Source organism: Tenacibaculum tangerinum (assembly GCF_029853675.1).
Lineage (GTDB): Bacteria > Bacteroidota > Bacteroidia > Flavobacteriales > Flavobacteriaceae > Polaribacter > Polaribacter tangerinum_A.
Genome location: NZ_CP122539.1, coordinates 2055032 through 2071569, shown reverse-complemented (window position 1 = coordinate 2071569; position 16538 = coordinate 2055032). Strand labels below are relative to the sequence as shown.

General features: G+C 31.0%; 16 protein-coding genes, 1 tRNA gene and 2 pseudogenes. 8 read left to right on the top strand and 11 right to left on the bottom strand.

Translation table 11 applies throughout. The features are described 5' to 3' along the window. The first annotated feature begins 16 nt into the window (after positions 1-16). Positions 17-529 carry a GTP-binding protein gene (locus tag P8625_RS08985; RefSeq protein ID WP_279650133.1) on the top strand — a complete coding sequence of 171 codons (513 nt, stop codon included), beginning with the start codon at positions 17-19 and terminating at the stop codon, positions 527-529. Here P8625_RS08985 and era read toward each other — a convergent pair. Further along, complete coding sequence (gene era / locus P8625_RS08980) at positions 526-1407, bottom strand: GTPase Era (protein WP_279650132.1); 882 nt, start codon at positions 1405-1407, stop codon at positions 526-528. The two genes, P8625_RS08985 and era, sit on opposite strands and share 4 nt — an antisense overlap. A gap of 141 nt (positions 1408-1548) precedes the next feature. Here era and P8625_RS08975 point away from each other — a divergent pair. After that, positions 1549-1621: transfer RNA gene (locus P8625_RS08975), tRNA-Met, on the top strand. 236 nt (positions 1622-1857) lie between these two features. Here the strand turns inward: P8625_RS08975 and P8625_RS08970 are convergent. The 10 genes from P8625_RS08970 to P8625_RS08925 form a co-directional block, all read right to left on the bottom strand. Next, positions 1858-2382: a hypothetical protein gene (locus tag P8625_RS08970; protein ID WP_279650131.1), complete on the bottom strand. Its 525-nt coding sequence runs from the start codon at positions 2380-2382 to the stop codon at positions 1858-1860. Positions 2383-2389: 7 nt separating this feature from the next. Further along, positions 2390-3889, bottom strand: coding sequence for a Stk1 family PASTA domain-containing Ser/Thr kinase (locus P8625_RS08965; protein WP_279650130.1), 1500 nt, complete (start codon positions 3887-3889; stop codon positions 2390-2392). A 3-nt stretch (positions 3890-3892) separates the two neighbouring features. After that, complete coding sequence (locus tag P8625_RS08960) at positions 3893-4603, bottom strand: hypothetical protein (protein ID WP_279650129.1); 711 nt, start codon at positions 4601-4603, stop codon at positions 3893-3895. An 11-nt stretch (positions 4604-4614) separates the two neighbouring features. After that, positions 4615-5829 (bottom strand): hypothetical protein, encoded by a 1215-nt coding sequence (locus P8625_RS08955; protein WP_279650128.1) that lies wholly within the window; start codon positions 5827-5829, stop codon positions 4615-4617. A 63-nt stretch (positions 5830-5892) separates the two neighbouring features. Beyond that, the gene (locus tag P8625_RS08950) at positions 5893-6396 is read right to left on the bottom strand and encodes a hypothetical protein (RefSeq protein WP_279650127.1); all 504 of its coding nucleotides are present in this window, start codon (positions 6394-6396) and stop codon (positions 5893-5895) included. A gap of 5 nt (positions 6397-6401) precedes the next feature. Further along, complete coding sequence (locus P8625_RS08945; RefSeq protein ID WP_279650126.1) at positions 6402-7316, bottom strand: hypothetical protein; 915 nt, start codon at positions 7314-7316, stop codon at positions 6402-6404. A gap of 12 nt (positions 7317-7328) precedes the next feature. Next, a complete protein-coding gene (locus tag P8625_RS08940) occupies positions 7329-7829 on the bottom strand; it encodes a hypothetical protein (RefSeq protein WP_279650125.1) in 501 nt (166 codons plus the stop codon). A 7-nt stretch (positions 7830-7836) separates the two neighbouring features. Beyond that, a complete protein-coding gene (locus P8625_RS08935; RefSeq protein ID WP_279650124.1) occupies positions 7837-9663 on the bottom strand; it encodes an OmpA family protein in 1827 nt (608 codons plus the stop codon). 19 nt (positions 9664-9682) lie between these two features. Continuing rightward, complete coding sequence (locus P8625_RS08930) at positions 9683-10225, bottom strand: hypothetical protein (RefSeq protein WP_279650123.1); 543 nt, start codon at positions 10223-10225, stop codon at positions 9683-9685. A gap of 1 nt (position 10226) precedes the next feature. Then, positions 10227-11285 (bottom strand): hypothetical protein, encoded by a 1059-nt coding sequence (locus P8625_RS08925; protein WP_279650122.1) that lies wholly within the window; start codon positions 11283-11285, stop codon positions 10227-10229. A gap of 338 nt (positions 11286-11623) precedes the next feature. Between P8625_RS08925 and P8625_RS08920 the strand changes: the two are divergent. The 6 genes and pseudogenes from P8625_RS08920 to P8625_RS08890 all read left to right on the top strand — a co-directional run bounded on the left by P8625_RS08920 (position 11624) and on the right by P8625_RS08890 (position 16474). Then, positions 11624-12517: pseudogene (locus P8625_RS08920) on the top strand (IS982 family transposase). 481 nt (positions 12518-12998) lie between these two features. Next, positions 12999-13244, top strand: a complete 246-nt coding sequence (locus P8625_RS08915) for a hypothetical protein (protein ID WP_279650121.1) — start codon at positions 12999-13001, stop codon at positions 13242-13244. 44 nt (positions 13245-13288) lie between these two features. Then, positions 13289-13705, top strand: coding sequence for a hypothetical protein (locus P8625_RS08910; RefSeq protein WP_279650120.1), 417 nt, complete (start codon positions 13289-13291; stop codon positions 13703-13705). A gap of 904 nt (positions 13706-14609) precedes the next feature. Beyond that, positions 14610-15112, top strand: a pseudogene (locus P8625_RS08900) (UpxY family transcription antiterminator). A gap of 28 nt (positions 15113-15140) precedes the next feature. Next, positions 15141-15680, top strand: a complete 540-nt coding sequence (locus P8625_RS08895) for an MATE family efflux transporter (RefSeq protein ID WP_279650117.1) — start codon at positions 15141-15143, stop codon at positions 15678-15680. A gap of 41 nt (positions 15681-15721) precedes the next feature. After that, positions 15722-16474 carry an MATE family efflux transporter gene (locus P8625_RS08890; protein ID WP_279650116.1) on the top strand — a complete coding sequence of 251 codons (753 nt, stop codon included), beginning with the start codon at positions 15722-15724 and terminating at the stop codon, positions 16472-16474. The last annotated feature ends 64 nt before the right edge of the window (positions 16475-16538 follow it).

The window sequence follows — 16538 nt, the reverse complement described above, 5'->3', positions numbered from 1 at the left end:
TTAATTTTTTATTTTAATGGACGATAAATTATACAATCAAATTTTTTTAAAACCTCGCTTTCAGTTAGAGTATGACATGAATTCTCAGGATTTATTAGAGGGAATTAAGAAACACGTAAGCGATGTTTCTAAATACAAAATGAGAGTTGTAGATAATCATGTGGTGATTGATGTGCCAGAAAAGGAATCGCATTTATGGTCGCCACAGCTACAAATAGAAATTGAAGAGGTATCAGAAACTAAATCAAATATAAAAGGATTGTTTGGCCCAAAACCTCAAATATGGACTTTTTTTATGTTTTTACATTTTTTGGTAGGTACTGCTTTTTTAATTTTTGCTATTGTAGCTTATAGCAATTGGTCGTTAAAAAAAACAACCATGTTACCCATAGTAATGTTAGTTGTTTTACCTATTGTATGGGTTGCAATGTACTTAGTGGGTAGTTTAGGTAAGTCAACAGGAAAAAAACAAATGGATGAATTAAAAGACTACACTAAAAAGTTGTTGAAAACCGTTAAAAACGATTAGTCTTTATATCCGAATCGCTTTAATTGTCGTTCGTTAGAGCGCCAATTTTTGTTTATTTTTACATATAAATCTAAAAAAACTTTCTTTTCAAAAAATTGTTCTAAATCTTTACGAGCTTCTGTTCCTACACGCTTTATAGAATTTCCTTTATGACCAATGATAATTCCTTTTTGTGTTTCGCGTTCTACCATAATAACAGAACGGATTTTAATAATGTTGTCTTCTTCAACAAAACTTTCAGTTTCTACTTCTACAGAGTACGGAATTTCTTTTTTGTAGTGTAGAAGAATTTTTTCACGAATTTTTTCGTTCACAAAAAATCGTTCGGGTTTATCGGTTAATTGATCTTTTGGATAAAAAGGAGGAGATTCTGGTAAAAGCTCAATAATTTTATAAAAAACAGTATCTATATTAAATTTTTCAAGAGCCGAAATGACATATACATAAGAGCTCGGAACTTTCTTTTTCCAATAGTCAATTTTTTCTTCAACTTCTTCTTGAGTCGATTTATCAACTTTGTTTAATAGTAGAATTACTGGAATTTTACTATGGATGATTTTGTTAAAAAAAGCTTCATTTTTTAAGGCAGTTTCACCAACTTCTACCATGTAAATAAGCACATCAGCATCTTCAAAGGCAGATTTAACAAAATCCATCATAGATTCTTGCAGCTCGTAAGCAGGTTTTATGATTCCTGGAGTATCAGAAAAAATAATTTGATAGTCATCGCCATTAACAATACCTAGAATACGATGCCTAGTAGTTTGTGCTTTAGAGGTAATGATAGATAGTTTTTCACCAACCAATGCATTCATTAAGGTTGACTTTCCAACATTTGGGTTTCCGATGATATTTACAAATCCTGCTTTATGTGTCATGGGGCAAAGATAGTTTGTTTTGAGTAAGAATTTTATATTTTTTATAGGGTTGTTATAGAGAAAGTTATGAAATAGTTGAAAAATAAATGCTCTATTATTTGGAAAAAACGAGAAAAAGGTTGTATATTTGCAACCGCAAATCGCGGGATAGAGCAGTAGGTAGCTCGTCGGGCTCATAACCCGAAGGTCACTGGTTCGAGTCCAGTTCCCGCTACTAAAAATGATGAGCCTCTCAAGAAATTGAGAGGCTTTTTTATGATACGGGTACAACAATTTTTATTAAACTTTTTCTGAATAATAAAAATAGAAGTGTATTCTATTCCAATAATATAGAATTACCATTTCGAATCATTGTTCCTGGACTTGGAGTTTGCTTTGAAAATGTAGACTCATCAGTAACTTTTTCTGTATCTACTGTTTCACCAAAACTATATTCTAAACCATATTCGGTTAACAATGTTCTAATTTCCTTGAAGCTTCTTTTTTTGTAATCTCTATACCGTCATCATCTAAAACGTTTTTTTCAATTACGTTTGGTAAAAATCGAATAATTTGTGTGTCAGAAGGTGGTACTGGTACAATGTCAAACTGAATTTCTGCAGTTGCATTTAATCCTAAGTTATATTTATTTGCATTAGAAGCATTTACCGGTGTAGCATACATTTTAGGTTTAAATGCTCTAGAGTTTTGTACAGACCCATTTGTACTTTGTTGTGATATGGATAGTGATATTTTTGCTTTGGCCGTAGTTTTAGGTATCGTATAAAACGTAGGCTGATACCCAACATCTCGCAACATTTTTAAAATTTCAGGAGATTTATCAGGATCACTGTTATAGATTTCTAAGGTTTGACGTAATGAACCTTCATCTAAGGCAGCTTGCGCTTCTCCAACTCCTTCTCCAATAGAAGCTATAAAGTCTCCTAAGGGTGCTGCAAAGGCATCTTTTACATAATCGTATGAATTGCTTGACATAATTTTTTTAGTTTAATGGTTTTGCGAATATGACAATAACTTCTTGTCCTTCTTCTATATTAGCTCCTGGTGCCGGAGATTGTTTAAAGGATTGTCCTGATATTAAATTAGAATCATTAGTAGGATGGTAAACTGCATCTAGTTTTAGCTCATGGTCTAATAGTATTTTTCGAACAGCAGTTTCAGTTAACCCTAAAAGGTTTGGCATTTTTCTTCCTACAGTTTCAATAGCTGTAGGGTTGGGTACAATATCAATACTAATATCACTAACCGCTGCTCCGTTGATTCCTTTGGCGCTTTCGAAATCAATTAGACCTAGCATGGTGCCTTCTGGGCCTTTTTCAACAGTAGTTTTTAAGTTTAATGAAATATTAGCAAGTTTATATTTTGAATTCAATAGTTCTTCATCTGCCTTAATCACATCTTTTACTATGCTACCATATACTTTGCTAGCAGATAATTTGTTAGGGTGTTCAATCGCATTAAACTCTTTAATTTCTTCCAATTCGTTAGTTATTTTTGCGTTTTTTTGCACCAAAGAATCTATTAATGTTTGTGAAGCGGCTAACTCCATGTCTCTTGTACTGATAGCTTCTTGACTTATTTTTATATCATTCTGAAGTTTATCAATACTTGATAAAAAAGCTTCTTTTTCTTGCAGTGAATTTTCTTGTGTTCTTTCTAAATCTATTACTTTTTTTTGCAGCTCTAAAAATTTTGCTTCAAAGTTTTCAGCATCTTTAGCTTCGAGTTCTACAATCGTATTTTCTAATACTGAAATCTGATTTTCTAAAGTAGTTGTATATTCTTGTAACTCTTTTTTTTCTTGAATTTCTTCTTCTAACTGTGTATTTAATAATGTAAGGCTTGTATTTAATTCTCCTAATAACTCTTCTTTATCTTCCGCCTGAGTTCTTACTAAGTTAAATTCTGAAGTTAATATTTCTTTTTCTTGGCTTAAACTATTTATAGCAGTGTTTAAATTCACTAATTGTCCCTCTACTGTAGTTTTTTCTTTCAACAATTCTTCTTTTTCTTTTTCTACAGTTAACATTGCGTTATCAAACTCAAAAATGCGTAGTGAAGAAGCTATAATAACGTGTGTTTTTGCATTAATAATGGCTTCGTTTTTTAGGAGCCAATTTGTACCAAAGTTAATATCTAATAGTAATTTTTCTTTATTTATACTTACAGTGAAGTCTGAAGCAATAACTTTTGGAAGCTCTTTTTCTGCTGTAAATTTTATAATTCTGAATGTAGGTACTCCTCCTGATTTAATAATTTCTCTAACAATTCGAATTGTTTGATTAGTTGTTGATATTCTATCTGGGATTTCAATTGTATGTGAAAATTTTGATGCTTTTATCATTAAAGCCTCTGTTAAAGAAACCCAAGAATTCAGATTTATATTGTAGAACTGAACAACAACTTCAACACCTGTTATGGATTGGTTTGAGGCATCAAACAATTGACCTTTAAACTGTAAAAATTCTATATCCGTTATCATAACTTATTGTTGTATTGAAATTTTAGTTAATACATTTCCTATGTTTACATCTAAAATTAAAATGTGTCCGTTGGCAACATCTACTGCATCAACTTTAACTTGGGCGGAAGCTTTTCCGTTTTCATCCGTTCTAATTTCACTTGCATTTAAAAATGAAGTCCCATGATTTAGTGTAGCATTTGGGTTTAATTTTTCTGTTTTTTCTTGATTATAATTAAACTCTACTAGGGCATCTGAAATTTTTTCTCCTGCAGCGTTAATTACTTCCACATCTATATCATATATATGAATAGTAGTTGTTTTTTTAGGTACTGCATTTATAATAAGCTGTGGTAGTCCTTCATTAGGTACAATAGCTACAAATCGACCAGAAATAGTACTGGTTATCTTATTGGTTTCTTTAGAGTTAGTTGTACTGTTGGTAACAGGTTTAAATGCGATTGTTTTTTCATATGCTTGTTTATGAGGTTGATAAGGAAGCGGTTGACTCTCAGTAAACCTATTACTTTTTTGAGCTTCACTAGTCGTTTCTTTTTCAAATTCTGCTTCTACTTGAAGATTAAAATCTAGGTATGGTAAGGTATATAATGTATTAGGTCTTCCAAACTCATCGTAAGGTTTTATATTTCTGAGATGATTTTGGGCTTCGTTTAAGCTATCGGAAATCCCTAATAGTATTTGTTTTAAGGTTAATGCGTTATTAACTGAACTCATTGTATTGCGTTTTAAAATGAAAAACTATCTTTTTTATTTTTAGAACTCTTTAATGTGTCTATTCCTTTTTTTACTTTTTTTATCGTATTTATATCTACTGAAAGTTTTTTATTACTCACATTAAAGTTTTGATTTTCTTCTTTTTTTGATTTTTGATTTTGAATAAAGCCTAAATCAAAGGCATTAGCTGTTTTCTTTTCTTTATTATAAATTGTATTAAATATTTCTACTTTCTTATCTATCAACCCAACTGTTTTCGTAGTCTTATTTAGATATTTGTTAGCAGTATTAAAAAGCTGATCTACTTTGCTAATACTATTATCTAACTTATTTACAAGCGTTGCACTTTTGGAAATATTATTGCCAACACTTATAGCCTTTGCGTTTGTAGAGAGTTGTTGTAATCCTGAAATTACTTTGGGACTTACTTGCTTGATATTTTGGTAAGTATTCACCGCTTTTTTAACAGTTGTCATTGTAGTTTTCAGGGGCTTGTTTTCCTTTAATTTAGGAAATGATTCGTTCGTGTTTTTTTCTTTCTTTTGAATAGGGTTTGCTATTAAACTGCTTGTTTTTTTACTCTCTTTCCGTGTTTCAATAACTAAATTCTGTACTTTTTTAGCCTTTTTAATAAGTGTGGATACAGGTTTAGTTTTTTGTTTTGTTTTTTGATCAACACTAAAAAGCGATTTTTTTAGCTGTTTTTGTACTATTTCTATTTGGTCTTTTCCTTCTTTAACTTTCCTAATTGTGTTAGTTAGGTTCGTTTTATTTTGTTTGGTAATTTTTATTCCTGATTTTTCTGCTTTTTTCTTACGCTGCTTAATAGTTGTTATAGAAGCATCAATTGTTTTTTTAGCTTGAATGAAACCATTTTCTTTTTTCTTTTTAGTTAAGATTTTTGAGGGAATAGAAATAGAAGGTTCTTTTGTTTTTTTTTGAACAGGTATGTCAACCTTCCATCTATCCTCTTGTTTTTTGTTACTTTTTTGTCTTTTCTTTTCTTCTGTTCTTTCTTCTTTCTTTTTCTGATCGATTGATTTTATTTCATGCTCATACTTTTTGTTAGTATTGGATGCTTCTTTCTTACCAGTAAGCTCAGCCATTTTGTCTTCAAGCTGCTTTTGCTCATCTAATAATGATTTTAGATTAGCATTAAAGTCTGCTACCTCTTCTAAAGACTTGCTTGTTTGTTCTCCAGAAGAAAGAAGAGTTTTAAAATCCAACTCTTCTTTTTGTTCTGGAGTTTTTTCTTTCTTAACAAAACTTTTCCAATGCTTAGCCATGGTTTATGAATTGGTATTAGTAGGTGTTGTGGTATTCGGATTTCTTTTACTTTCTAGTTCTGCTTCAATCATACTTTGTAAACGTTGCTCAAACACCGGCGGGTTAGGCACTGTAACCAATTTGGTTCTAATAAGTGAGCTTGCTTCAGCAGAATATTGATATTTTTGAGAGTAGCTTGCAGATACTGTAGCGCTAACAGCAGCAAAACCTACGTTAAATCCGGCACTAGCCGATACTGAGGCACCAAATTCTCTAGACTCCACCATAGATACTGACATTTTACATTCAAAAAAAGTATCTACATACTGGTAGAAAGTAGGAGTAAAGCCTAGTGCTAGTAGGCTATACTCTTCTCCTCCCATTTCTATTTTGGTATGAACAAGCTCCTTCGCTAAATCCATAGAAACTCTGTCTAAGGCACGTTGAGCCTGTGCAATACCAATACCCAAACTTTTAACCATTTCTGGTAAGGGTGCATTTTGTATTTCTCTGGTTATTCTACCCATTTACACTAGTTTTCAGCTTCCTCTCTTGCTATTTCCATTTGCTGTTGAATGCGTTCTTCTAAAATTGCTGGGGGTGGAATAGGTACTAATTTTGTTTGTAATAAACTAGATCCTTCAGCAGAATAACTGTACTTCTGTGAGTATTCTGCGTTAACTTGGGTGGTGGTTACAGTTTTATTAGTTTTTAAACCACTTCTCCAACTAAAACTTGTACTTCTGTCGGTACTATCTGTTTTTCTGTTATATGAAAATGATGACGAACCTTCTCTTGAAAACTTAATGGCAATTCTTACTTGAATCATAGTATCTACAAATTGATAGAATGTTGGTGAAAAACCTAATTCAAGCATAGATAAACGTTGGGGTAAAAACAATGTTTTTTCTGTAGTACCAGGCTTTACCATAAGTCTTGTTGTAGAAGCTGTTGGTGGGTTTGCAATTGCTTGATATGACGATGTAGTTGAATCATATTCAAACCAATTACTCCCATTTCTGTAATATACTTCTGGATTCTTCTGATCATCAGGAGTAAATTTAGCTGAGCTATTAGATGGCACAGCACCACTTACATCTACTACAGGTCTATCATAAGCAGCTTCAGTATCATTTTTAATCTTATCTTCTATAGAAGCTCTATATGCTTGGTCTGTATTTGCATTGTACAATTCTACTGCACCTGCAAGTGACACCTTTTCTTTACCAAAGAAAACACGACTGTCCTTAAAATTGATAAATTCTTTACCATCTTTTTCGTACTTGACAGGACTTAATCCTCCCATCATTTCAGCTACTTCAATAGAGTTTGCATCTAATGCCATTTGTGATTTGGCAATAGACATTGCCATTTGCTCTATCATTTGTCCCATTGGAACATCTAATAATTGTTGCCCTATTCTGGGCGTATCTCTAAACATATTCATAATAAGTTCTTTTTATTCTTCTTTATTTAATGTTGACTTTAATATTTCTAAGTATATATCAGGTGGAGGTAGCGATACAATTTTGGCAGCAATAGATGATGATCCTTCGGCAGAAGCAGAGAATTTTCTTGAATAGTGTGCCGATACTGAAACACCAAACATTTGTGTTGAGGTGTTTCCGCTTTGTTCCTCTCCTCCAGAATTATCATTTTTACTTTTTCCGTAATTAAATGCAACGGCACCTCCGTAATTTTCTGATTCTGCCATGGAAAATTCCATTTTCATTTCTAGCGATGCTTCTGTAAAAGCATAAAATGTTGGCGTAAATCCAAGGCTTAATAAATTATACTCTTCATCACCTACGTTAACTTTTATTGATGCCATTTCATTGGCCAATCGAATTGAATTAGCATCGAGTGCAGATTGCGCATTGGCAATAGACATTCCTAGCTTTTCCAACATCATTGGTAATGGAGCATTGGCAATTTGTTGTATTACTTTAGGTGTTTCCATCGTTCAATTAGTTTGAAGATGTATTACTTCCTCCTGTTAACGATTGAATATAGTTTTCTAAAGCTGAAGGAGGCGGTACTGAAATCATACGTGCAGCAATAGAGGCGTTTCCTTCTACAGACATGTTAAACTGACGTGCATAGCGTACATCTAATGACCCGCTAATAGCTAAAGATCTGTCTCCTTTAAAGTCTTTAGAAGATTCTTTCAATTTAGAAAGATCATTTTTTGTATCACTTACAAATACCTTGGTAGTATCTTTATTAATATCTGCTGAAGCTTGCTTATTTATTTTTACATCTAATTCTTTATTTTGCTCAGAATGAATAAAGTAATTTACCTTGGTTTCTTCATGTAAGAAATAGTAGTAATCGTTATACTTTTCAGCATACAACTCTTGTAGTTTACTCTTAAAATTATTTGCCGATTGTAGGGCATTGCTTATATCTGCAGCAGTAAACGTATAGCTTTTTCCGTTATACTTAAAAGTAATTGGCAACCCTGTATTACCTGCTGAGTTATCATTTTCCAGATAAACAAAGGCGTTAGGAGTAGGAGCATTAGCACCTGTTTTTGTGATTTCTCCTCCATTAAAATGGATATAATCATAATCTGAAGGAAGCTCTACTTTAATTTTTCTAATGTTTGGGTCTTTAGCAGAACTACCATTGGCTAAGCTTTCACCTTTAGTTATTATAGTAACTCTGCTTTCAGCTAAGGTAAAAGTTCCTCTTTTTTCTAGCTCAGCTTTAAAGGCTTTAGCTCTTTTTTTACCCAAAGCTTTATTATAATCTGCATTTTCCTTGGTTGCATTACCACTTCCATCTGTATATCCGGTAATGGTAATAGTTAATGAAGGATCTCTTTCTAACAATAAAGCTAAAAGTGTAACATCATCTTTATGTACCGAATCAGATTTAACTCCGGTAGAATACCCATAATTGATATCATATTTATCCCAACCAAAAAAGAATTCCAATACTTTTTTACCTCCAGATCTATGAATTCCTTCAGAATTTATTCCTACAACAGTTCCATTCACTCCATTACTAGTTCTGGCACTTGATAAGGTATGTGCAAAATCTTTCTCTTTTTTGAAATTTTTAGGAGTACTTCCTCCTTTTAAAGTAATATTTGGAGCGCTAGGGTCGTTTAATGGTAAATAGGTTGAAGGCATTTTTAATAATCCTTCTGTTGACGTATGCACATAAGGTTCTGCTACAACTACAAACCCATCTTCTTTGATAATTAATAAATTGTTAGAAGTGTTTTCTTCTAAAATTTTTTCATCTTCAATTACTGAGTCTACTCGTAAATCACTAGCTTGATCTCTCATCTCTTCTTTAGTTTCTTCAACTTTAGAATATGAGCCCTCTTCTTTGTGAATTTCAAATGATTTTTCGTTAATACTAATTTCTTCAGATGTACTTGCTTTTAATGCAATTTCTTTCTGAGTTTTAGAATTTTTGCTTAACGATTTACTTCTGCTTTCTTTTAGTTGATCAAAGAAATCTTTATCAAATGTGGTATTATTTTTATAATCCACAGCCAAGCTAAAATCTACCTCTACTTCTTCTTTAACTGCCATTTTTAGGCTAATTGACGCAGAAATATCTGCATAATCAAAAGCATAAAACGCTGGTTGAAATCCAAATTCCAATAAGGACTTCCCAGCTATTTTGGTTTCTGAAAGTCGGATAAGTTGAGATACCGAATTGTTGTCTAGTCGCTCTTGAGCGCTAGCAATACCCAGGGCTAATGCTGTAACCATACTACTTACGTCTACGTTTTGTAGTATTTTTGCCCCTTGGTCAAAAGTTTTAATGTCTGCCATATTTTACTTATTTAGTAGTTTAAAATGGAGAAACGCCTTCGGGTAAATCCATGGCAATTTTAGGATTAACCGATTCTTTTCTCACAATGAAATAATTATGTTTCTGCTGTAATCTTTTTAATTGATTTGCATTAACCTGATACCCTCTAAGTAACCAATTCAACAATTCATCTGTAATAGGTTGTTTTCCTTTACCTAAATCTTTTTGAACTTCGAGTAACAGCGTTTTAGCTTCTTCTTGCTCTCCTTTAAGTATATGTTGAATTGCTTGACGCTCACTTACAAAGGCTTTATGCTTTCGCACTAAAACGTCTTGTTGTTTTTCTTCTAAAAAAGACCTGTAATTTTCACAAAACGAAATAACCTGATCATGTGCTCCTGATAATTCTAAAGACTCCATAACACACTGACTGTAGTGCTGAAAAAACAATTCGCTGTCTTGTTGTTTTTGTGTTAATTTTAAAGCCTCTTTATAATGTCGTAGAGCTTCTGTGTAGTTTTTATCTAAGGCGTGCATTTTGCCTCTTTCTGCAATTCTGTAGTGTAACATGTTTTGTTCCATCTTATATAATTTCTGGGTTACACATTAATTGTTCTAATTGCGCTAGTAGATATCTTGCAATTATTGAAGGAATGGCTTCTTTGCTTTCCCAATTTTTAGTTCCTTCTTTAGGCAAGTCTTCTTTAGCAATAAACTGACTTAGTACTTTGGTAACATTTTCAAAGTCTTCGATGTCTTCTATTTGAATTTTTTTCTTGAAATTGACCTCTCTTTTTAAATCAACGGTCATTCCCATTTCTATGCATGACCCCATAATTTCTTCAGCATTTTTTCTATTGATGTTTTCAAATAAGGTTATAGGTAAGGCATTTTTAACATCTTCTAAAATTACTTCTGGCAGGCCTACTTTATTAACTAAAAAAGAAACATGCTTTTGGTTATTTAAATCAAATTCATTCATCACAATATGAACTAATTGGTGGCTTTGATTTAATAGTTTTACCGTTTTTTTAGATTGGTATTTTCTCCATAACAATTGAGAATTATTATACGACACATCTTCAATCACATAAACATCTTCTTCTTTTTTGATAGCTTTTTTTAGTTGATTTTCAATGTTTTTTAACTCCGAACTTCCAATTTCATCGTTAATTAAAATAGTATAGCTGTCTTTTTTGGGGTTTGAGTAATGCACGTTTGCATCTATTCTTTTCTGTAATGCTTTTGCTGTAGCAACAGACACATTGCCAAGAACTATACTTGGGTTATTTAAAAGTAAGTTCAGTGCTTCTGATTGTTTACAACCTAAAAAGGTGGCCAATTGTTCCGTTACTTTTGGAAGCTGTAAAACATTCTCAAAACTCACACTAATATCTACAAGTTCCGTAGTTAAATCAAATTTGTCATCTTCTTTATAAACAGATATGTCTAAACCTAATTTAGTTAAAGTGTCTTCTGCTTTTAATGCGGTATTTTTATCTACCTTTTGAAATAAAATAGATGGTGCATTGTACAACAATTTTAAGATGTAATCTTGTGGTACTTTTAAAGCATCTGATAAAATTTTTGAAGCCCCCGGTGTGGCTGTTCCAATAGAATTAATTATAATAGAATGATTCATAAAAGAGTATTAATTGTAATTAGTGGAAACAAAACTAGCTTGATTGTTTTAAAATTATGAGTGTGAAATAGCTCTTTTTGGTTGGGTTTTTCACCCTATTTCTATGAGCTAAATACCCTTTGGAACGAGTTGTTATAAGCATAAAATGCTTTTATAATTTTGATGAAGTTTATAGATTTCAGGTTTGTTTCAACTATTAATAAGAGCAATTAATAATGATTACTTTTATTAATATAACGTGAGTTCGGGATAAAAAAGTTTTTTAATTACACGAAAAAAAGCGAAAAATTTAGTAAATTAAAGTACTGATTTTTAATTGTATAACTAAATTTTCCACTATGATTTCTGATTTTAAAATTACTGAATTTTTCTGTTTAATTGATGATTTTTGTGCCGAAATTAATCAAGTTATTGATAAAAATGCTTTAGAAACCTGTTCAAAGATAGTTAGACGAAGAAAGCCTAAACTCACCCAAAGTGAAATAATCACAATTATGGTGTTTTTCCATTTTAGTGGTTTTAGGTGTTTTAAACACTTTTATATCGAATATGTTAGCAAACACTTGTCAAAAGAATTTCCAGATTTAGTTTCCTATAACCGATTTGTTGAATTGAAAAAGCGTTGTTCAGTGCCTATGATACTGTTTCTTCAAATGCACTGTTTAGGTCAATGTACAGGGATCTCCTTTTTAGATTCTACCACTATTAAAGTATGTCATTATAAAAGAGAAAAGCAGAACAGAGTTTTTAAAAACACCGCAAAAAAAGGGAAAGGAACCATGGGGTGGTTCTTTGGCTTTAAACTTCATATTATTATCAATGAAAAGGGCGATATCGTTGACTTTTTAATTACGCAAGGTAATATAGATGACAGGCAACCACTTAAAGATAAAGCCTTTCATAATCGTGTGTTCGGAAAAATATTTGCCGACAGAGGGTATGTAGGTAAAGAACTGTTTGAACAGCTTTTTGTAGATGGAATACATTTGGTTACAAAAATTAGAAAGAATATGAAAAATACTCTTATGCATATCTATGATAAAATTATGCTTAGAAAAAGGGCTGTTATTTAAAGTGTGAATGATATTTTGAAAAACGTATGTCAAATAGAGCACACAAGACACAGAAGCTTCGATAACTTTATCTTAAATTTAGTCGCAGGGTTAATCGCTTATTCGTTTTATCCAACTAAACCTAATATCAATATCGATAACTTACAAAGAATAGGATAAACTATCCCGAACTCACGTTATTTAAGTGATTATACGAAAGATGTACGAGCAGAAATCTCTATCGTTTTTAATGAAAAAGGAAACTATAAAAACACCGTTATTGAATATAAAAAAGGTAATAGATTAGCTGCTGAAAATCTTCACAGGGATGGTTCGGATAAGCAAGGTGGATCAAAAAGAAGCTTTCTTAGTAGTGTAGATGAAATAATGAAAAATAAGGATGTAAAAATTAACTCACCAACAAAAAAGTGTCAACCTCAAAGTGTTGTTTTTTCTTTTGATTATTCATTAGAAGCAAAATAACACCTATAAAAATCTAAAGTATTCATTTTTGAACTTACTCCTGATTTAGACATAAATAAAAGAGATTATTTGTACATCAGATAATCTCTTTTTTTACTCTCTAAAATTTGAAAGTGATTGAAGTCTTTAAATCTAGAGATTATTGTGGTATACTATAAATATCTATTAATTTAAAAAGATGAATTCTTCTCTACTTCCAAAATCATTACAAAAAAGATTTATTTCTGTAGATATTTTCAACACAAAACTAAAAGAACTTCCTAATGTTTCAGTTGAAATCCCAAAAGATGAATTAAAAAGATTACAATCTTTATTTCCAGAAAAAATGAGTAATAAAACTTTTGGAAAATTAGAATTATTACAAGAAAATCTGAAAATAATAGCACACCCATTATTACTCAAATTCCTGCTAAAATTCTTGTAAATGATGTAGAAAATGATTTTACAATTCAAACGCTTCGAGAAGTTATGGAGATAGTAAATCAGTCAAACAATGAGGTAAAAAAAATATTTATCGAAAATGTTTCTGATGATGTTTTAAATAGGGTTTGGGATTCTCATTTAAAAGCATGGTCTTCTTCATGTCTGCAAGATTCAAAACAAAAATTATATACTGAGCAAAAAGAATTTCAAAGAGAAGTTATGGGTAAAAATTCTGAGTTATATGGTGATGCGTATTTGGCTTTTGTAATCAATTATATTGTTTTTAGAGAAGATTTAGTGTTTACGGGTAATTTTATGCGTTTAAATAGCCAAACGGAAGAAGGAGATAGTCATCAAATATATACTAGTGGTGTAGCAATTGAATTAGGAAAGTGGTCAAATGGCCTATTCTTATTGGGGGAATTGGTGCCTCTTTTATTATTGAATAATATTGTATTTTAGAGAAATCTAAAAGTACAATACTATGAGTGAAGTTTATTTTTGCGGGAAATGTGATCGTCAACAACAAACTAGAGAAGGCATACCTTGTAAGATATGTGGCAAAAACACAGTAAGTTGGTTTACTAATTAAAGAAACAGCACAGGATGCTAAAAGAAAGTGGAAACACATAAATTCTTAATTAAGATGGGGATATTTGATAGTTTAAAATACACGTGCTCTATGCGATGTGATTCTTGTAAGTGTTCTAGAGACCATACTGTACAAAACACTAAATTTTTTAGAACACAACAATGTTATAAATGTGGCTATGTAAAGAAAACTCGTAGAGCTTAACATTTATATTATAATCCAAAATTTTTCAAAGGAAGTTGAAGTCTTTAAATCTAATAATTTTATCATTTTTAAGGTTTAGATTTAAAACAAGTAAGCGTGTTGACGTAAACAGTAAAACTGAAGTTTCCGTTACCAACACGCTGACTTGTAAGGGGAATTTCCCCTTAACCCCTTTCAGCGGAATTTTGTTATCCAAATATTATAGGCTCTTTTTTTCAAGGCAAAATTATACTTTTAAATTAGAGAGCTTTTAGCTAAAAATCTAAATATTCTTATTTTTAATGTTGATTTAAGTTAGCCAAAACTTGAAAATAGCCTCAAATTTTAAGTGATTTGAATCTGATTTTTGCCCAAGTTCACTTTGTTTTACAAAGTGTGACTTTGCCCTACTTTTTTTAAATAAAGTTGTAACGTAATATTTTTTTTACTATTCTTGCAGTCGGAATTTTAGATTGCTGAAAGATTGCTGAAAGATTGCTGAATTTTCCTATTTAAATTTTTCTTTTTTTATTATAAACGTCATGTGACTGACGGTAGCGAAGCTATGTTTAATTAGTAATTTTTGTTGTTATGAGTTTTAAGAACGGATGGTATGTTATATATGTAAATCCTAATTCTGAGAAAAAGGTTTATGAGCGCTTAAGAGATATTTCTATAGAATCATTTATGCCTGAAATTAAAATAATCAGGAAATGGAGTGATAGAAAAAAACAATCCTTAAACCACTATTTCCATCTTATGTTTTTGTGAATATTAATTCTTCTTTAGAATTCCATAAAGCACTATCTGTTAATGGAGCATATGCATATATCCAATTTGGAAAAGAATATGCTAGAGTGACTGAAAAAGAAATCAATCAAATAAAGCTACTTATTGGAGATAAGAATATTTCAGAGATAGAAACTAATGTAGAGCTTCCAAAAATAGGTGAAGTAAAAAAAATTACATATGGCCCTCTAAACGGATTGGATTGTAAAATTATTAAAGCAGATAACCACAACAAAATTATAGTTCGAATTGATTCGTTACAGCAGAATATAATGGTAACAATCCCACTTTTTGCTTTGAATTAAAAAGTTCTTATTCAATAAAAACTTACTTATGAGCGAAAGCAATAATTCAAGAAAATCGTTTTTTAATATTTTTTTTAGTATCGCCTTACAAAGGTTATTAATGTGTGGTATATTTTTTACAGACACATATTTTTTAAGTCTTACTTCGGATGAAGCAGTTTCAGGAGTAGGTTCAGCTGTTGTTTTATTAATATCTTTACTATCTATGATTAGTGTCATAGCAATGGTTGGAGTTAGCTTTTTGTCCATTGCTGAAGGTGAAAATAATAACCGTAAATTTATTACTATATCAGGGGTCTTGATATGGCTATCCATAGGAATGGCGATCATTTTTACCTTACTACAGTATTTTTTATCTGAAAAAATAAGTAATTGGATTGGTTTAACACCTGAAGCATCAGATGCTTTTTTAAGTTACTTGTTTTATATGTTACCCATTTGTATTATAGATTCTCTTTATTCAAATTTTTCATCGATACTAATGGCAAAAAAAACAGTAAAAGTATATCGTATTCTTCTACGGTATTATTTATATCTAATATTGTATTCAACTTTATTATTTTATTAGGATTAGTTCCAGAAGTGAAAATTTCTCCTAAAACATTAGCGATGGCTACAATAATAAGTCAGTTCCCAGCTATATTAATTTTAATATATCATTTAAAAAAAGAAAAAAATCCATTACTTGATTATTTTAAAATTAGAAAAGAAGCGAAAAAGGAATCACTGGTAATTTTAAAACGAGTGTTACCACTTTCTTTAGAACCGATTTCATTTAATCTTAAAGATATATTTATTATTGCCTTTATTGGCAATATTAGTTCTATAGCAATAGCATCTTATACTTATTCAAAAAATATTTTAATTTTTCTAACCACCGTATTGGCAGGTGCGCTTGGGGTTACCGTTCAAATTTTCTCTAGTTATAATATTGGAAAAGAAAATTATTCTAAAGCCGACGCCTACATTAAAAAATCGTTAAAATATTATATACCAATTTTATTTTTTACAATGCTAATAGTTTACCTGTTTTCAGATTTAGTGTTTAGTGTTTTTACCATTAATAAGGAGGTATTACTTTTCATAGGTATTATTATTCCTTATTTTATTTTTAGTGAGACTTTTCAGGCTATTTCATTAATTATTTCACCAACGTTAAGGGGGGTTGGAAACCCTAAATTAATATCTGTATTTAGTGTTTCAAGTAATTGGATACTTGGAGTTTTAGGCTCTTTTGTATTTGCTTTTTACTTTAAAATGGGATTGTCAGGTATACTACTAGGTATATTTCTAGATGAGATTTTAAGAGCAGGATTTAATTATGTTTTATGGAAAAAGTGGTTAAAAAGTAATACTAAATAAATTTTAAGGGCGAAATAAATACAGGTTTAATTTCTCTTTTTCTGTATTGGAAAACAATTCGGTA

Excerpts from the sequence above, each read along its gene's own strand:
- P8625_RS08895 (WP_279650117.1), top strand. The coding sequence starts at position 15,141 with ATGAGCGAAAGCAATAATTCAAGAAAATCGTTTTTTAATATTTTTTTT.
- P8625_RS08960 (WP_279650129.1), bottom strand. The coding sequence starts at position 4,603 with ATGAGTTCAGTTAATAACGCATTAACCTTAAAACAAATACTATTAGGG.
- P8625_RS08935 (WP_279650124.1), bottom strand. The coding sequence starts at position 9,663 with ATGGCAGACATTAAAACTTTTGACCAAGGGGCAAAAATACTACAAAAC.
- P8625_RS08915 (WP_279650121.1), top strand. The coding sequence starts at position 12,999 with ATGAATTCTTCTCTACTTCCAAAATCATTACAAAAAAGATTTATTTCT.
- P8625_RS08970 (WP_279650131.1), bottom strand. The coding sequence starts at position 2,382 with ATGTCAAGCAATTCATACGATTATGTAAAAGATGCCTTTGCAGCACCC.
- P8625_RS08940 (WP_279650125.1), bottom strand. The coding sequence starts at position 7,829 with ATGGAAACACCTAAAGTAATACAACAAATTGCCAATGCTCCATTACCA.
- P8625_RS08930 (WP_279650123.1), bottom strand. The coding sequence starts at position 10,225 with ATGGAACAAAACATGTTACACTACAGAATTGCAGAAAGAGGCAAAATG.
- P8625_RS08985 (WP_279650133.1), top strand. The coding sequence starts at position 17 with ATGGACGATAAATTATACAATCAAATTTTTTTAAAACCTCGCTTTCAG.
- P8625_RS08965 (WP_279650130.1), bottom strand. The coding sequence starts at position 3,889 with ATGATAACGGATATAGAATTTTTACAGTTTAAAGGTCAATTGTTTGAT.
- P8625_RS08945 (WP_279650126.1), bottom strand. The coding sequence starts at position 7,316 with ATGAATATGTTTAGAGATACGCCCAGAATAGGGCAACAATTATTAGAT.
- P8625_RS08925 (WP_279650122.1), bottom strand. The coding sequence starts at position 11,285 with ATGAATCATTCTATTATAATTAATTCTATTGGAACAGCCACACCGGGG.
- P8625_RS08950 (WP_279650127.1), bottom strand. The coding sequence starts at position 6,396 with ATGGGTAGAATAACCAGAGAAATACAAAATGCACCCTTACCAGAAATG.
- P8625_RS08910 (WP_279650120.1), top strand. The coding sequence starts at position 13,289 with ATGGAGATAGTAAATCAGTCAAACAATGAGGTAAAAAAAATATTTATC.
- P8625_RS08890 (WP_279650116.1), top strand. The coding sequence starts at position 15,722 with ATGGCTACAATAATAAGTCAGTTCCCAGCTATATTAATTTTAATATAT.
- era (WP_279650132.1), bottom strand. The coding sequence starts at position 1,407 with ATGACACATAAAGCAGGATTTGTAAATATCATCGGAAACCCAAATGTT.